Raw genomic sequence first — 15,680 nt, 5'->3', positions numbered from 1 at the left:
GGCATTCGCCCTAAACCCACCGAGACCTCGCACCCCCCGATCCAATCCTACTGTCGAAACAGATCAGGCCCTTCCGACGAGGGCGATGGTAACCAAAGACACAAACAGGACAAGGGCGATTGCAGCGCCCCAGAAGAAAACTTTTTCGGTGCCGCGTTGCTCTTCCTCGCGAGATATGTCTTTCGCCATTGTATGCATCCTTTGCGAAGGTCAGCGACTGAGCAACGTGCTGTGCCAAGGCTGGGTTCCCGATAAACTACTTGCCCGCTTCGCACTGTGAGACAGTTCTCGGAATGAAACTCCAACCGTCGGTTGGTGGACGCATCGCACCTGGTGCATCTAAAGTTCGCGTGGTCCGCGCGCACCGGGCATGTCCGACCCCCCGCTCGGTGCAACAGCGTTTGATCGACCCGCCGCATCAACCTGTGCGGCGGGCTTTTTTCCTCACGCGATGGAACACCGGCGCGCAGGAAAAGTTCTGCCCACGCAGCAAACTCTTTCCCTCATATTTTTGCTGCCAGATCGGATATCTCCGATCGGCCCGCGTCGTTCTTATCCTCCGGCGACGCGGGCTCGCCGTCCTGCTATCGGTCGAGGAACCACAGAACAACCGAAAGCACGATGCTGTCAGGACCCGGTGCCAATCGGAGCACAAACGTGAAGTTCTCACGCGGATCCTGGTCAACCGTAGCGGCATATGTAAGGCGGGAGCGTCTTCACCGATCGCCTCATCGGCTTCCTCGTGCAGGTCTAACTATACGTTCTGATGTTCTTGGACCCAAATGAGCTGCACCGCGTTGTTTGCGCGCATGCTGTGCTTCGCAATCTGATGGAAAAATCCGACGCCCCTGCTGCACCGCAGACAGCTCCTGGTGCCGAAGCGCGCTTTCCGTACGATCGTGCGGCGGTTGAGCGGTTTCGACAGACATTCCCGCGCGCCAGGTGGAGTGACGAGCGCAGAACCTGGTTCGTGCCAGGAAAGACTGCAGAGCGGCGGATCCAGCGCTGGCTTGCGCAAGAGGCGGATTTGCGAGCAGCACATGATGACAGCAAGGGACGGGATGCCTTCGCCTTCGATCCCCTGTCGAGCCGGTATCTGGAAGTCGCGGACGACCTGCGCATTCGCACGCCTTATTCGCGGACGGTTCTTGAGGAACTACGAGCCGTTCCATGGGCGAGCTGGGACGACGAACTGCGGGCCTGGAGGGTGCCTTTCCGCTCATACGAGGAGTTGAAGCGCCATTGGCCAAGCATCGAAAGGGCCGCAGGCCGCGCAGAACCGGAGGAGAGGAAACGGCGACGAGAAGCGTCCAAAGACTCCGAGGAACATAAAGCCGCCAGATTGCGGTATGCCGAACGCAGGCGACGTCGCTATCCACTGCCCCCAGACGATTTACCCCGGCTTGGCCGTGCCGTGGCAACGGAGCAATACGGTATCGTGGTCTTCACCGAGATTTCGGGTGAACTCGTCGACGCCTCGCAGATAGCAGCGTTCTATCCGCATTTGATCGAGGCGAACGTCGACCACGTCTGGGGCCGATGGCGTCCGGCGACGTTGGCTGAATTGATTAGAACATGGCCCGCTCGGCGTGCTGCCGGATTACCGGAACGGCAGCGAGGCTGGTGGCAACCAACGCTGGCCGAACTCAGGATAGCTCGCCAAATAGCTCGAAGCCTGGCGCGAAGAAGGGCACACGGCTTATGGCATTGTTCTCGCTTTTGAAGCTGGGGCCGTTTTCCACCGTCTGTCCGGTTGCCCTAGTGTTGAGATGTTACCCCGATCGGAGCCTTCCATGTGCAACGAATATGGCTTGGCTGAACATTGCTCGATGATGACGTCGCTGGCCTTGAAGCTCCCATGCATGAAACCGAACTTGACGTGGGCGTAGGCGCACGACACCAGCATCGATGATCCGGCTCCAATAACCCGCGTGGCAGTAAAGCCATCGACCGGCTTCTATGACGTTTGGAACGCACCGGCCGGACCTAGACTAACGGTGGGCGGGTGGTCAACTTGCCTTCCGAGGGAGCTTGGGAGCAGCACACGATTCCTGCTTCCGGCGTGGCGTTCCTCGAATTTGCCAGAACGATGTACCTGAACGCGAAAGATTCATTTCCGCTTCACGCTCAGCGTTTATGCCATCGCCGGACTGCGATGAAGTCCGCCGCTCCGCTACCGTGTGGCGGGCGCGCCAAGGTCATCCTGAAGGTCAAACCGTTTCTGCAGAATTTTGACGCACAAGGCCGATCCGAGGCCAACTGGGAGTGCATACCAGCTTGGAATTGTGCGGAACCGTACGAAGTCGATTGCAAGCAACCAACCTGGTTGGCCGGGCATTAATTTAGCAAAGCGTGAATTAGGAAGGCATCGGGAGGAAGACCATGCTGCACGTTAACATGCCTCGCGAATTTGAGGTCGGCGATGAGGTGGCGCTGGCAGGTATCGTGATCGCGATTCTCCCCAGTGGGCGCGCCAGGGTGAGCATTCCTTCGTATGACCATCCTTATACGATTGATCCGCCACCGAAAGTCCGGGCCGGCGACAGAGTGGTTCTTGTTGGGGACGTCACCCGCGTCGATCGCGGGGTGAACAAACTCACTGTGCGGATTGACTGCGGCGGGGTGATCACTGTCGACAATTCGGCGATTACTCGGCTGAGAAAGCGCAACCGGACTTCAGCGGGTTGACGCTCCGGATACACTGCCAGCGTCGGCGCAGGGAAGATGCAAGCGCCTTTGAACAGCCCAAGGGTGCGGCGCCGTCCGATAGATGGGAGCTCGACGGCTAGGGCACGCGTCCAGCGCAGCGCGTCCCTGGCGTCTTCCGGGTTACTGGTGAAGCAAGTCAGATTCGGGCCATCGCAAGCGCGCTTCACCTGCCGTCCGCTCTCGGCAACAGGCGGCCCGCCCGTCCAAGACGCGTAGCATGTGCCTTCGCGTGAAGGCACGCGGGCATCGCGATCGATCGTAACCTTTCTCTGCAACGAGCGCCTGTTCGCCGATCAGCAATTTCAATCGCGACAGGCTCCGGTTGGTGCGCATTATGGAGATCACATGTTTGTCCCGGCCGCGATGCCGGCAAAGGTCTGCTTCGGAGCGTCGCGAGGCAACTGGGCGACATGTTGCGGTGGAGCAAGCCGCCTGGGTTAAGAACCCGGCCACTGACGGCCATGCCGGTCAGTGGCGGCCACGACCGCACCGACAACGCCCGCAACGGCAATCAAGTCGTCGCTGAAAGCCCGCAAGGTGTCTGTCACGACATAGCGTGCCGGCGAAGCTCCGCCCTGGCGACCGGGATTCGTTGTAGGCCGACCGGACGGCAACGCCGGCCAGATGAGCGAGAACTCGGTGTTGGTCTCGATCAGGGTTGACGTTCGTCGACGACCGTCGGTAATTGCCGACTACGAGTCGAGGTCGTAGGGCTCGTGGCCCAGCTCGTTGTGATGAAGCGCCTCTGCCATACACCTGATATCGAACGCCTGGCCGCACGCCGGGCAGACGACATAATACTCCTCCTCCCGAAGTGGCGAAGCGTCGTGGTCTTGGGGAAGGACGATATCATCGTCGGGCATTGGGTCCTCCGGCAACCCGCCCGCTATGCTGGAACGCTTGCCGGCAGGATTTGTTTCAAAGTTATTGCGCCTGAGGAAAGGATCCGATGTCCGGTTTTGACAGCGATGCCGTCCCACCGGGCTGTTCAAAGTGATTATCATCTGCAACCTTTGGTTACGGCACGGGCAAGAACCTTTTCCTCCGGCGGCAAGGCTCGAATTCAACCAAGCATGCGCGGTCGAAAGACCTCCAATTCGGCAACGCACACTGCTGGCCGAGATCGACTGTGGAGACGAATGCCGAGGGGGGTGGAAGCGGTTGAGTGGCCCCGTCCGTTGTGATTCGTTTGAGTTGTCTAGACTTGAACGGGATCACGACATGGGTTGGACGGAGACCGCCCGCCGGCGATATTGCCGCGCGGGGCAGCGACATGCAAACGCGTTGACGGACAGGGAATGGGCGGTTGATCGAGCCGTTCCTGTCGGGAACGAAGACAACGGGACGACCGCGGATGACAGAACTTCGGGCGGTCGTGGACGCGCTTCTCTACATCGCCTGGACCGGCTGCCAATGGCGGGCATTGCCCGACCGGTTCCCGCCGGTTTCGACGGTTCAACGCTAGTTCTATGCCTGGCGGGACAACGGGCTGTGGAGACCATCAACTTGCACTTGGTGGCTGCGGCACGCCTGCGCTGGTCGCGAGGCGAGCCCGAGCGCCGGTGTCATCGACAGCCAATCGGCAAAGACCACGGACGTTGCCGGTTTGCGCGGTAACGACGCCGGCAAGAAGGTCAAAGACCGCAAGGGCCATATCATTACCGACAGCGAGGGACACTTGGTCGGGCTGAGGGTGCACGCAGCCGACTTCCAGGACAGGGATGGGGCAGTCGGCGTCATCGCCTCCATTCGACGGCCTTATCCCTGGTTGCGCCATCTGTTCGCCGACGCCGGCTATGCCGGAGAAAAACTGTCGCAGGCTCTGGCCAATCTCGGCACATGGACCATCGAAATCATCAAGCGCTCCGACGCAGCCAAGGGCTTTGAGATGCTGCCACGACGATGGGTCGTCGAGCGAACCTTCGCCTGGCTGGGACGTTGTCGCCGGCTCGCCAAAGACTTCGAGGCGACCATCGCCAGCGCCGAGGCGTGGATCTTCATCGCCTCGATCGGCCTCATGCTTCGCCGCATGGCAGCTCCGCGTCGTGCGTAACCGAATTTCGAGTCAGGCTCTTAGAGCTTGTTCTCTGGCTCGACGGCGCAGAAACGACCGAGGATTACTTCCAGACCAGAATTGATCGTTCGGCGCATATGAGCACAAGCTAATACTCCCGGTTGCTCGATGAAAGGTTAAAGCGATCGGTGTTCGGCTCGAGGATTACTGCACGCATTCGCTTGGTGGACCAATGCTTCGATCATTTACAAGGCAACCCGGCAAGTGCAGGAACTTTCAATTATTCGCCGGTTCAAGTACGCTTCCGATTGCCATGTCGAACGCGCGGCCAAGGAGGAGGAAGGCATGCATCGGATCGCCACTCTTGCGACTTTCAGCATAGGGCTTGCCTTTTTTGCAACCATATCAGCGTCACAATCCCAAGCTGCACCTTGCGGTATCGTGCACAAGCAAGCCCGCCAGCCGCTGAGTGATCAAAATTTCTGGTTGCTCGCTGAACATGACGGCAAAGCTTTCGTCGACCAACGCACTTGCCTTGTTGCCCGGCTAGACAGGCTTGATCAACCCGCAACGCTGAGCGATGCGATGGGGTACTGCGCCACGCTCGGGCAAGGCGGGCCGCACGGCGACATGGGCTGGGAGCTTCCGACGATGGCGGAACTGACGAGCCTCGATTCGGCAGACTGGCCAAGTCAGCGCGAGGCGTTCGCGCAATACAAGCTGCCGCCGCTCGCACGTAGCGAAACCGAATACTGGACCCGCACTGAATGGCCGGGCCTGGCAGGGTCCTTTGCGGTCGTTGCCTTCAGTGCCCCCACCACTCTGGTGCGTCCGCTTGAAGCGTCCAAGAAGGCAGGCGTATGGTGCGTTTTTGGGGCGCCCGCCACAGGCTTGGACTAGCTGCCTGGCAGCCCGCGCAGATTGGTTGAGGTTAGGGCCCAAGGCCAGATCGTGACCTCCCGCATTCGAACCGTGGGCGCCGAACGATGCTTGGACGGGGCCAAGAGAGCGGAAAAGACAACTCTTTACGATGCGTTAACTGCATCAACACTTAGGCACGCATTTCCGTAACGGAATGCAAAAAGCCACGTGTATCGACAGACAAACCGTTCTATCTTACTTTAGCAGTGCATTTTAAAGCGAAGCTGAATTTGAATTGGCCACGCCTTCGGCGGCCAATTTCCGCTGTAGCGAACAAATACCAAAAGTAGCCTGCTAGCATATTGCCAGTAAAGAGCAATGAGGCCGCCGTTTCGACGGTGGGGGAGGCTTTTGTGCATTTTCCTTTGGTCGTTATGTTGAAGAGGTACATCTTCAATCGAGCGATCATCGTCGCGGCGTTTCTTGTGCACGGCGAAGGAATTGACCCCGCTGCAGCCCAGCAAATCTGCGGCCCCGCGCTATCGCAGTGCGACCTGCAGACCGACCCCGCATGCCTTGAACGCACCTATGCGTGCGGTGAATACGATACCGTTGTCCAGTCGCTCTTCGTCGAGCGGTTCGAACCGACGCCCGACCAGAAATACTTCGTCGGCGCCTCATTCTACGGCCGCCACATTCGCGAACGTGCCGCCGGCGTGCAGTGCGAGATGGTGAAGTTCGCGCGCGAATACCTGACCGACTATCTGTCCGGCGTCGAGACCGAGTTCACCACCAGCGGCTCCTTCGGCACGGTGCGACAGATGGATCAAATCTATCATGCCGCGCAGATGCTGACCGACCTCGGCAGCGTAACCGGTTGCCCGGAATCGGCACTCACACGCGCCGCCGTCGAGGACATCGCCCGCAGTGAGGCCGTACGCTATGCGCGCTCGGTGTTCCTGCAGCCGCCGCCGGAAGCCCGTTCCTCGTTCGAAACGCTGCAAGGCGCGCTGAGTGGCTTCGTCAGTCGGGCGTCAGACCTCGAAACGGGCATCGCGCTGCGCCGCGTCGAGATTAAGTCGGCCGACACGCACTTGAAGGCGATCCGCGCCATTTTCGCGGAGATCTTCGGACCGGTGAGCGGTGCGGGCGCGACGCTGGTCGCCAACACCTCAATCCTCGACGGGTTGGCAGCGAAGACGACGCAGATGCTGCGCTCCGTCGAAGTTTCGGAGGAAGAGTTCAAGCGGGCGCTCGGCAACGTAACGCCTGAGCAATACGCCAATCTTAATCGCAAGACCGTCGCTAGCGCTGAGGACTTTCTCAAAGTCTCCGCCTTCCACATCAATATGATCGGGGTGCTGCTCCCGACCGATCCGGCAAAGCCCTTCTGGCGACTGGATGCCGAGGTTCATGCCGACAACGCGGCACAGGGCGCATTCAATGATCTCACCAAGATTAAGGCGGACTGGAAGGCGCACGGCGCTGCGACCGGCATCTGCGCCCAGGCAGGCGCAGCCGACAGGGTGTGGTACTGCCGATGACAAGCTTCCGAGACATCGCGTTATTCGTCATCGTCAGTTGCGTGTTGGCCAGCGAAGCCGGCGGCGCATCGATTCTGGAGCGCGCTTACACATCGGAAAAACTTGACGGCTTCTGGAACGCCACGCTCTCGAACGCGACGCCCGAAACGACCCGGTTCAGCTTGCTCGCCCCCGGCCCCGTTGCCGTCGAACCGAGTCACGAGGCGACGCAGCCCGATTTCGGCCTGCCCTTCGCCGGCGAGGTGATCGGCGAGGCATCTGCCCCCTCGGGCGGCAGCCGCAGCGTCGGCTTTCCGGTCATCCCGCTTTCGGCTGACGACGCCTCGGTGCTGATGCGCCGGCTCGCCTGGGCGGAGATCTATCTCAGCCGCTACCGCTTCTTCGCCCCGGTCTCGACCGATAACGCTGAAGAACTCGCCGCCCTCCTCGGGCGACAATACGCAGCCGCGATCGAGGCTTACCTGATCACCGGGCGGCTTTACTTTTCCGGAGCCGACTTGCAGGAGAAATGCCGGCATCTGACGCGTATGAACGAGATCGATGCTGGACCTTTGTCGGGCGCAAGCGCGGATGCGCTGCCTGCTGCCTGGCGCCCGCTATTCCCGATCGTTGGGGCGGTGCGTGCACGGCTCGGCTCGGACGCGCTGGCAAAGCTGGTCTGTTCGGCCAAGCCAGTGCGTGGGCGGGCCGAGACGACCGGCCTCATCGAGACGCGGGTGCGCGAACAGATCGTCAAGGCGGTCAGGACGAAGGTCGACGACACGCTCAACCTGATGAACGCCGCTTCGACCCAATATCAGTCGCTGGTCAACGAGATGGACGTGACGATCAAGTCGGCCGAGGTGATGGAGTTGGAGCGAGTACTCGGCAACGCTCAGGCCAACATGGTGCTTGTCAAGGAGGACCAGCTGAAAGCAGCCGAGACGATCGCCACGCTGCAGGCCGTCGATCTCTCCAGCCTCAACCAGCCGGATTCGCTGAAGGAGTTCGAGGACGGTAAGGCAAGGATGTTACAGATCGTCGGACAAATCGAAGGGGTGATGACGGCTCTGTCCGGCCTCGCGCATGTCGTCGACGATCCGACGATCACGTCAGAGCTTTCTTCCTGCGCAGGACTGGCCGGCGCGTATTCGACGCTCGACCTCACGCTGGACACCGGCGCGCTGACTGCGAAGATCAATGGGCCCTACGAAGACTGCATCAATCATGCCCGGGCGGTGGTCGGGCGGTTCCAGAATCCTTCGCTTTCCAAGGCGCAGATGGCCGAACTTGCCCGGCACGTGCGCCAGATTTCCGAGGTTCTTCTGACGACGGGGCAGCCATGAGACGGTTTTTCCTGCTTTGCGGACTGGTTGCCGGCGTCGTCTTCGGCGCTGCGGGAATGGCGCGCGCGCAGGACTGCATGGCGCTCGACGTCGACGCGGCGGCCGGCCATGCCGGCGAGCTGACGACCCTGCTGAAGATCGCTAATTTCCGCGCCGACGTAAAATATATGGGTGAAGTCGCCACCGAACTCGAACAGTTCCTGACGACCTGCGGCGACGAGGCGACCGGACGGCTGGCGATCGTGTGCGATTTCGACTGCCATCTGCAACTCGGGCGCTACCGCCTGTTCCTCGCGGCCGACATGCCCTTCCTGTCGTCGGCGAGCGGTGTCAGCCGAAACGATACGCCGGTTTCGCCGCAGGCGGCGCAGGAATTCGGCCGGCAAGGCATCGAGATCGTCGACAGGGGTCTTCGCATTCTGGCGCGGCAACAAGGCAACGACCAGGGAGCCGCGGCGGGAGCGGATGCGAGTTACCGCAGCTTCGTGCGGCAGTTGACGGCGCTGTCCTCGCTGAAGATCCAGTTGCTTATGAACACCGGCGACGTCTGGTACCAGACCCTCTCGGAGGCGCGCGTCAAGGCGCTCGACTTCCTGGTCTACGATACGTTGGGCGCTGTCGGAGGCGCCGGCCTCGACAGCCAACCCAACCTCTCCAAGGCCTACACCAATTACGAGGCCGCAATGTGGGTGCTGGTCGAGACGCAGATGGATATTCCGGGCGAGTCCACCTACGACGACTTGCGCGCCGACCTGCTGCTGCAGCACAGCGACCTCGATGCCCGCATGGACAGCGTGCACAAGGGTTTCCTGTTCCTCAACATCGACCCCATGCAGTTCACCACGATCCCGTTCGAAGAACTGCAGCAGGCCCTGGCCGAAAGCGAACAGCGACTGACCGAGGTCGAGCGCAATGTCGAGGCGCTGGTTGAGCGGTGGTACGCGAACAAGGAAGGCCAAGCGACCCGCGCGATCGATGAGGAGCGGACGATCCGCAGCCAGGAAGTCAACCTGATCGCCCACAAAATCGGCAAGCTGGAGCACGAGGCGCAGACCTTCGCCACCACCGTCCAGCAAGAGATCAACGCGGTCGACGCCGAGAAGGACACGTTCGGCTATCGCCAGCAGATCAGGTCGCTGGAGATCGAGCTCGGCACCAAGATCGCCGAGTTCGAGAACCAGCGCCGTCAGATCAATGACAGGCAGGAACTCGATCTCATCGTCCTCTCCAAGGAGGCCGAAGTCGAGCGGCGCAACGAACTGCGCTGGCTGCTGAATTGGGAAATGACTCAGATGAACCTCGATCTGCAGATTTCCTCGCTCGAGAGCCAGATCACCGAATATGCCCGCCAGACCGAGCGCAACGCCAACCAGCTCGAACAGGCGGTTCGCCAGCGGCAGATCCTCCAAACCCAGATCACCAACAACCAGGGTGCGATCGCCCGCGCCAACGACACAATCACCGAACTGCAACTGCGCCAGACCGATCTCTATCAGCGCCGCCGGGCCGTCGACCGCGAACAGCTTTGCGGCATCGAGAACCAGCTCGCCCTGATCGGAGAGGCGCCGGCCCATCCATTCACCCCGCTGCTTGCGGGCGAACAGCCGTGCCAGACAGTGACGCCGGCCTTCACGCGCAACCAGTATGTCGCCCAGATGTGCGGCCCTGATGGACAGTCGGGCCTCAGGGCTCAGCTCTTGGCCACACAGACCCAGGCCAGGGCTTTCCTGATGAAGTGCGTCATCGGTGACGCCGATTTCGCCGACGTCGAGCCGCTGATGTCCGACCAGCAGATGATCACGTCGAACGTCTCGCTGCCGCAGGAACTGGCGAACGTCAGTTGCGGCTCGTTCACACAGACGGAAACCGACTTCGCCAAGAAGCTCTATGAAGCCGAGCGTGACGCCTATGCCAAGAAAAAGGCGGACCTTGAGGAAGCCCGCGACCAGGTCGACGGCCAGTTGACCGAAGTGATCGCCTGGTTCGCTGCGTTCAACGGCACGACGCAGGCCGCGCAGATCACGCTCACCGCCATCCAGGCCGCCTACGCGATCTCCGCGGCGATACCCGAGGTCAACGTCTGCGCCTGCGGGCTCGCCAGCGGCGCGGCGACCAAGATCGACACCTCCAAGGTCGTCAAGGCGTCGCTCGAAGCGGCACAGTCGATCTTGTCGACGATCATCGCGACCGGGCGGGTGACGCAGGAGAACATCAACCAGATCAACGGCCTGCAGCAGAGGATCACGCAGCTGCGCCAAGCGAATGAGGAACTCGACCTCGACAAGGCGCTCAAGGCCCGGGCGCTGATCGACACGCATTTCCAACTCGCCGGCCGGCTGGCGCAAGGGGCCGAAGAGATCAAGGAGCTGACACTGCAGGGCTCGATGGCGGCGGTCGACTGCCAGAGCCAGGATCTCGGCATCGACGAACAGGTGGCGCGGCTCACGTCCGACCATGAACGAATACTTGCCGGACTCGATCTTCAGGCGCGCGAAAACGACATGCTCAGTTTCCAGATCACCGACCAGCAGCGCACGATCGACCGGCTGACCAATGAGATCGCGATCCTCAATCTCGAACTCGACAAGCTGTCCTTGTCGGAAGCTCAGCTCAACGAGGACAATGCACGTGTTGCCGAACTGGTCGCGGCAACCAACGGCCGCATCGAGCGCGTTCGCGCTGCGCAGACGACCGTTACCGGCCTCGCCGAGAAATCAAATGCCTCGACCAACCTGATCAACGAACTACGCGACAGGCAGAGGGACAAGATGCTGGCACTGAACGATGCCGAACTCGCCTTCGTCGAGCAGCGCATCACGCAGTCGCGCGGCAACACCGAGGAACTCGTCGCGGGCCTGAACCAGGCCAAGGATCTCGGTCTCAAGAGCCGCGCGCTCCAGGACAGCATCCTGAAGTTCCAGGGCAATATTCAGGCGGAGGTGACAAAGCAGCAAGAAGACATGACCAAGCTCGTTACCCAAATCGACGATCCGGCGACGGGCAAGAATCTGTTCATCGCGACCCAGGACACCGTAGCCGACCTGATGAAGGGCATTCCCGAATATCTGGTGACCAAGCGGCGCGTGCTTGAGACCGCCAACCGGCTGATGCACCTGATGCGCCGCCGCTTTGAAGTGGTGCAGGCCTTCACCGGCGAGGCCGCGACTGTGCCCGAGGTCTATGTGCGCAACGCAACCCAGCTGCAGGCAATGATCGACGACATTGTCGCCAAGCGCTTTTTCGACGAGCGGCAGATCAATATCGATGTCGCCCAGATCGTAGTGCCCGCCAATTCCGGTTTCGCCCGCAAGCTGGCGCTCGACGAGAATGTCGAGTTCGAGGTTTCGCCCTTCGCATCGACCGACGGGCTGATGAAAGCGAACGGCTATTTCGCGCTATGGGCGCCCAACAAATTCCGCGAGCGCAAGAATCTGACACTGATCGATGTCTTCGTCGGCACCGACTACCAGTGCACTGGCGCGCAGTGGAACCGCTTCGCCTTGCAACACCGCGGCAGCGGCTTCGTGTTCAAGCCGCTGACCAAGGGGTCGAACGAGGTCCGCGCCGACATTTCGGTCGGGCCGGAGCGGGTCGCCTTGCAGACCTTTTTCAACCAAGCCGACAGCGGCGACGAGATCAGCCGGATCATCCGCTATTGGGTTCAGGATCGCTACCAGGCGCGCAAGTTCCCCCGCGCACCCGGACCGTCGAACGACACCAGCCTGATCCTGCCCTATCTCGGCGCGCCGCTGATCGGCTCATACCGGCTGTCGCTGCAGCCGAGCGACTGCCCCTTCGACGGCGCTGTGTTCACCCTCTATTTCATCTTCGCGAGCGCGCCATGAGAGCGATCATCGCCACAGCGGCGCTCGGCATGGCGCTTGGCGCGACGGGAGCGGCCGCGCGCGACCTCTTCGTCGACAATCTTGCCGGCTATAGGATCGAATCGCGTGTTCTCGACGCTCCAAACTGCGAGGGGCCGGCCATTCCGGACGGCACGCTGAAAACCTTCGAGCAAGGCCTCTGCGTCTTCCACCGCCCGGCCCGCAGTCCCGAAGACAGCCAACGCGCCGCCAATCTAATGCGGGAGGCGCAGACACGCGGACTGCCGCCCGTCCACCAGCAGCTTGCCGGGCTGATTTCAGGTCTGGCGACCTGCGCCGAGGCGACGCGTCACCTCGACGCCTACCGCGCTTCGGGGAACCAGAGCCGGATGGAGCAGACGCTGTTCTGCCGCGACCGGCGGCACAGCCAGGCTGACTTGAATGCAATCGAATGGAACCATGCGCTGTTCGAGTATGCCGACGGGCTCGCTTCGAACCGGACGCTCGATCAGAGACTGGCGGAGATGAGCGCCTGCCAGGCCGGGCCATTGAGCGCCGATTTCGACGCCCAGTGCGGCCTGATCTCCAATCTGTCTGACACCGAGATCAATGCCTTCGCCGACGGAGCGGCCGGCAAGGTGATCGAAAACTACTTCGCCAGCGTCGAGAGCCCGATTACGGCGATGTTTTCCCGCAAGCTGAAGCGTGCCGAGGGTCTGGTGCAGAGTTCGCGCGCCGGCATCGACGGTATCAAGGCGGGCGCCGACGCGGTGAACAAGGAATACGCTGCGCTAAACCAGGTTTACGAGGCGGCGCGCGACACCAAGATGGGGCCGATCTACAACGCCTACCGCGAAGCGATCCTGAGGGCGACCTCGATCCTCGACGAGTTCGACCGCTGGAAAGGCGGCCTGTTCATAACCTCGGAAAACATCAACCTGATGCCGAAGATCACCGAACGGTCGGGCGAGATCGCGGGCGAGAAAACTCGCGTCGAAGGCCTAGCATTCGCAGCCAAGGCGAGCGGCCTGATCACCGACATCAAGCGCATCATCAATGCCGACGCCGAGAACCGCGCCGCAGTCGCCGCGCTTTGCCGCATCTACTTCTGCGAACTGACCAACCGCCGGGCAATGGCCGACGTCATCCGCACCTGCCGTCGGCCGGCGCTCGCCAACAATCCGCTGTGCATCGGCCAGAACGGGCAGATGAGCAATGGAACTCTCAAGGTCGATTTCCAGGGGCCGCACTCGATCTCGGTCAAGGAGCTGTGCCAGTCGGCCGGCCTCGATCCGTTGATGACCGAAGTCAATATGGAGCCCACCCGTGCGGCAAGCTGCCTGAGCGAACTGAGATGAGACAGGCGGCCGCATTGCTCACCCTGTTTCTCGCCAGCACTTCGGTGGCCCCCGCCGAGCCGCAGCTTGACGCTTTCGTCACCGATCAGAACAAGGACGTCTATGTCGCGCTTTTCGACGGCAAGGCGGTGGAGCTTGCCGGCTGCGCCAGCGCCGGCCAGGCGAAGCGGCTGCTGCACCTGCCTGACACCGCTATCGTCTCGGAGGCAACGTTCGCCAAGCTTCAGACCGAAAACGGCTTCGGCGCGCAGCCGCGCTTGCCATGCCCCGGCACGGCCTTCGATATCGACTGGCCGGCGACGACCGCCATCTGGGCCGATGTCGAGGCATCGGGCAACTACTATCTCCCCGCCGTCTCGGGCAGCGGTTATTTCGCCGTCCCCGCCGCCTGCGCGGAGATCAAGGCAGCGCTCGCTATCCGCGAGCGGTTGCAACTCCCTGGCGTACTGCAGGGCTTCGTCGCGCCGCCCGATGTCGGGACACCCTTCGTGTTCGATTGCGGGCGCGCCGATCTTGGCGGCACATCGAATGTAGCGGTGGCGAGTGCGGCGCGCTGGAGTCTGCACCGGTTTGAAACCTTCCTCAGCGCCGAAAGCATTGGCGACACGATCTATGTCGTGCGCTACGCGCCGCCGGGCGAAGGTGCGCAGCCCTCCTACCTGCCGATTGTGCGCCTTGACGGCAAGGCGACGCGCGACATCATTGCCGATGCAGCCGGAGCGGAAGCGGCGGAGAAGAAGCTGCGATCATTCTTCGGCATCGCTGAGGCCGAGGCCGTAACCCTGCTCGGCGCCGACGCGGTGGCGGCGCTTCGTTCGGCGCCCTTCGTCGACCTGTGTCTGTCGAATTGCGATGGCTATCAGCGCGAGCACTCGACCTTCGCGCAGCCGGGTATCGACCTCGGCCTGACGCCGCTGTCAGCCGGCCTGTCCATCACCTCGCTTGACTCCCTCGGCAATGCGCGGCTGGATTGGATCTTCGCGGAGGGGCGAAGCCTGTCATTTACGGGTTGCCCGCGTCTGACGTTGGCGCTCGGCCTCTCCGCCCCCGGCATTGGCGACTGGATGGGCGAGACGGATCGCGCGCTGACAGCCGCTCCGGCGCCGGGTACCGGGTTCGACTGTCGGGGTTCGGCCGGCGATACGTGCCTTCGCCGCATCAATGATGGCGGCACGCTGACGCTGGCGCAATTCTCTGCCGAGGGCGATTGCGCCGGGCGGGCGAATCTCAGGCTCGAACTGCCCGCATCGGTCCAGATGCCGCAGACGCTAATCCTGAAGGGATTGCCGTTCAAGACCGTGCACATGGCGCCGGCCCCCGGCGTTGCCCGCACGCGGCTCGTCGGCACCGCCAACCGAGTGCCTGCCGGCACGTCGTCATGCATCCTGTCAGCCACAGGCGTGATCATCGTCGCCGATGGATTGCCGCGGCTCGAACTCGAGCGGATCGATCTGGCGCGGGCAGCCGCTCAAACGACCGACGAGGTCGTCGCCGTGATCGCGCAGAATGGCGCGGTCGCGCTCGACGATGTGACTATCGGCACCGTGGCGGACGGACTGTCGCCGATCGCGCGGGGCGCGTCGCTGTGCCTGGCGGACCTTTATGCGCGCGGGCTCAGGGTCGAAGCAGACATGCTGGCGATCCAAGGCGTTCGGGCACGGCTGCTGATCTCGGCCCAAGCGCCTGCCCGCTCCAGCATTGTGCGCGCACGCTTCGGCGCGGTGCTCACCTCCGACAGCCTGATGCGGATGGCCTTCACGGACATCGCCGCCGCCAATCCGCTAGTTCTGCGCGGCGCGGTCGTGGCGGGTCGCTCGGACGGGCTCGCGCCCATGGCCGCTGGCCTTACGGTCGGCTCCGCCATCCAGCTCGAGCGCGGTTCGTCGGCGAATTTCACCACCTCGACGGTGTCCGGCTTCCGCTGCGCGGTCAGTTTCGCCGACAGCGCCTCCAGCGCCAGTTTCCTGCTGCCGGGCAACGACATTGCACACGACAATACCAGCCGGGCCTGCGGGCCAGGCCGCTTCAGCCTGGTCGAATAGAGC

General features: G+C 62.2%; 10 protein-coding genes and 1 pseudogene. 9 read left to right on the top strand and 2 right to left on the bottom strand.

What is annotated here, in order from left to right:
- Positions 1-63 precede the first annotated feature (63 nt).
- Positions 64-189: a hypothetical protein gene (locus NKH28_RS08815; RefSeq protein WP_352612592.1), complete on the bottom strand. Its 126-nt coding sequence runs from the start codon at positions 187-189 to the stop codon at positions 64-66.
- Between the two features lie 640 nt (positions 190-829).
- On the opposite strand from NKH28_RS08815, the gene NKH28_RS08810 reads away from it, so the two are divergent.
- Positions 830-1,723, top strand: a complete 894-nt coding sequence (locus NKH28_RS08810) for a hypothetical protein (protein WP_352978476.1) — start codon at positions 830-832, stop codon at positions 1,721-1,723.
- Positions 1,724-2,382: 659 nt separating this feature from the next.
- Entirely contained in the window at positions 2,383-2,688 is a 306-nt protein-coding gene (locus NKH28_RS08805) for a hypothetical protein (protein ID WP_352612590.1), read from the top strand.
- Between the two features lie 713 nt (positions 2,689-3,401).
- On the opposite strand, the gene NKH28_RS08800 is transcribed toward NKH28_RS08805, so the two are convergent.
- Positions 3,402-3,572, bottom strand: coding sequence for a hypothetical protein (locus NKH28_RS08800; protein WP_352612588.1), 171 nt, complete (start codon positions 3,570-3,572; stop codon positions 3,402-3,404).
- A gap of 358 nt (positions 3,573-3,930) precedes the next feature.
- Here NKH28_RS08800 and NKH28_RS08795 point away from each other — a divergent pair.
- From NKH28_RS08795 to NKH28_RS08765, 7 genes and pseudogenes are all read left to right on the top strand, one after another.
- A pseudogene (locus NKH28_RS08795) lies at positions 3,931-4,762 on the top strand (IS5 family transposase).
- 225 nt (positions 4,763-4,987) lie between these two features.
- Positions 4,988-5,623 (top strand): Lcl C-terminal domain-containing protein, encoded by a 636-nt coding sequence (locus NKH28_RS08790; RefSeq protein WP_352771857.1) that lies wholly within the window; start codon positions 4,988-4,990, stop codon positions 5,621-5,623.
- Positions 5,624-6,018: 395 nt separating this feature from the next.
- Positions 6,019-7,128, top strand: a complete 1,110-nt coding sequence (locus NKH28_RS08785; protein ID WP_352978474.1) for a hypothetical protein — start codon at positions 6,019-6,021, stop codon at positions 7,126-7,128.
- Positions 7,125-8,453, top strand: coding sequence for a hypothetical protein (locus tag NKH28_RS08780; protein WP_352612583.1), 1,329 nt, complete (start codon positions 7,125-7,127; stop codon positions 8,451-8,453). The genes NKH28_RS08785 and NKH28_RS08780 overlap by 4 nt, the downstream gene beginning before the upstream one ends.
- A complete protein-coding gene (locus NKH28_RS08775) occupies positions 8,450-12,298 on the top strand; it encodes a coiled-coil domain-containing protein (protein ID WP_352871002.1) in 3,849 nt (1,282 codons plus the stop codon). The genes NKH28_RS08780 and NKH28_RS08775 overlap by 4 nt, the downstream gene beginning before the upstream one ends.
- Positions 12,295-13,635, top strand: a complete 1,341-nt coding sequence (locus tag NKH28_RS08770) for a hypothetical protein (RefSeq protein ID WP_352502901.1) — start codon at positions 12,295-12,297, stop codon at positions 13,633-13,635. Before NKH28_RS08775 ends, NKH28_RS08770 begins: the two co-directional genes overlap by 4 nt.
- A complete protein-coding gene (locus NKH28_RS08765) occupies positions 13,632-15,677 on the top strand; it encodes a hypothetical protein (protein WP_352612577.1) in 2,046 nt (681 codons plus the stop codon). The genes NKH28_RS08770 and NKH28_RS08765 overlap by 4 nt, the downstream gene beginning before the upstream one ends.
- Positions 15,678-15,680: the final 3 nt, after the last annotated feature.

The sequence above is a fragment of the Mesorhizobium sp. M1227 genome (genome assembly GCF_040318315.1).
Lineage (GTDB): Bacteria > Pseudomonadota > Alphaproteobacteria > Rhizobiales > Rhizobiaceae > Mesorhizobium.
This window is presented reverse-complemented; position numbering and strand designations above follow the sequence as displayed.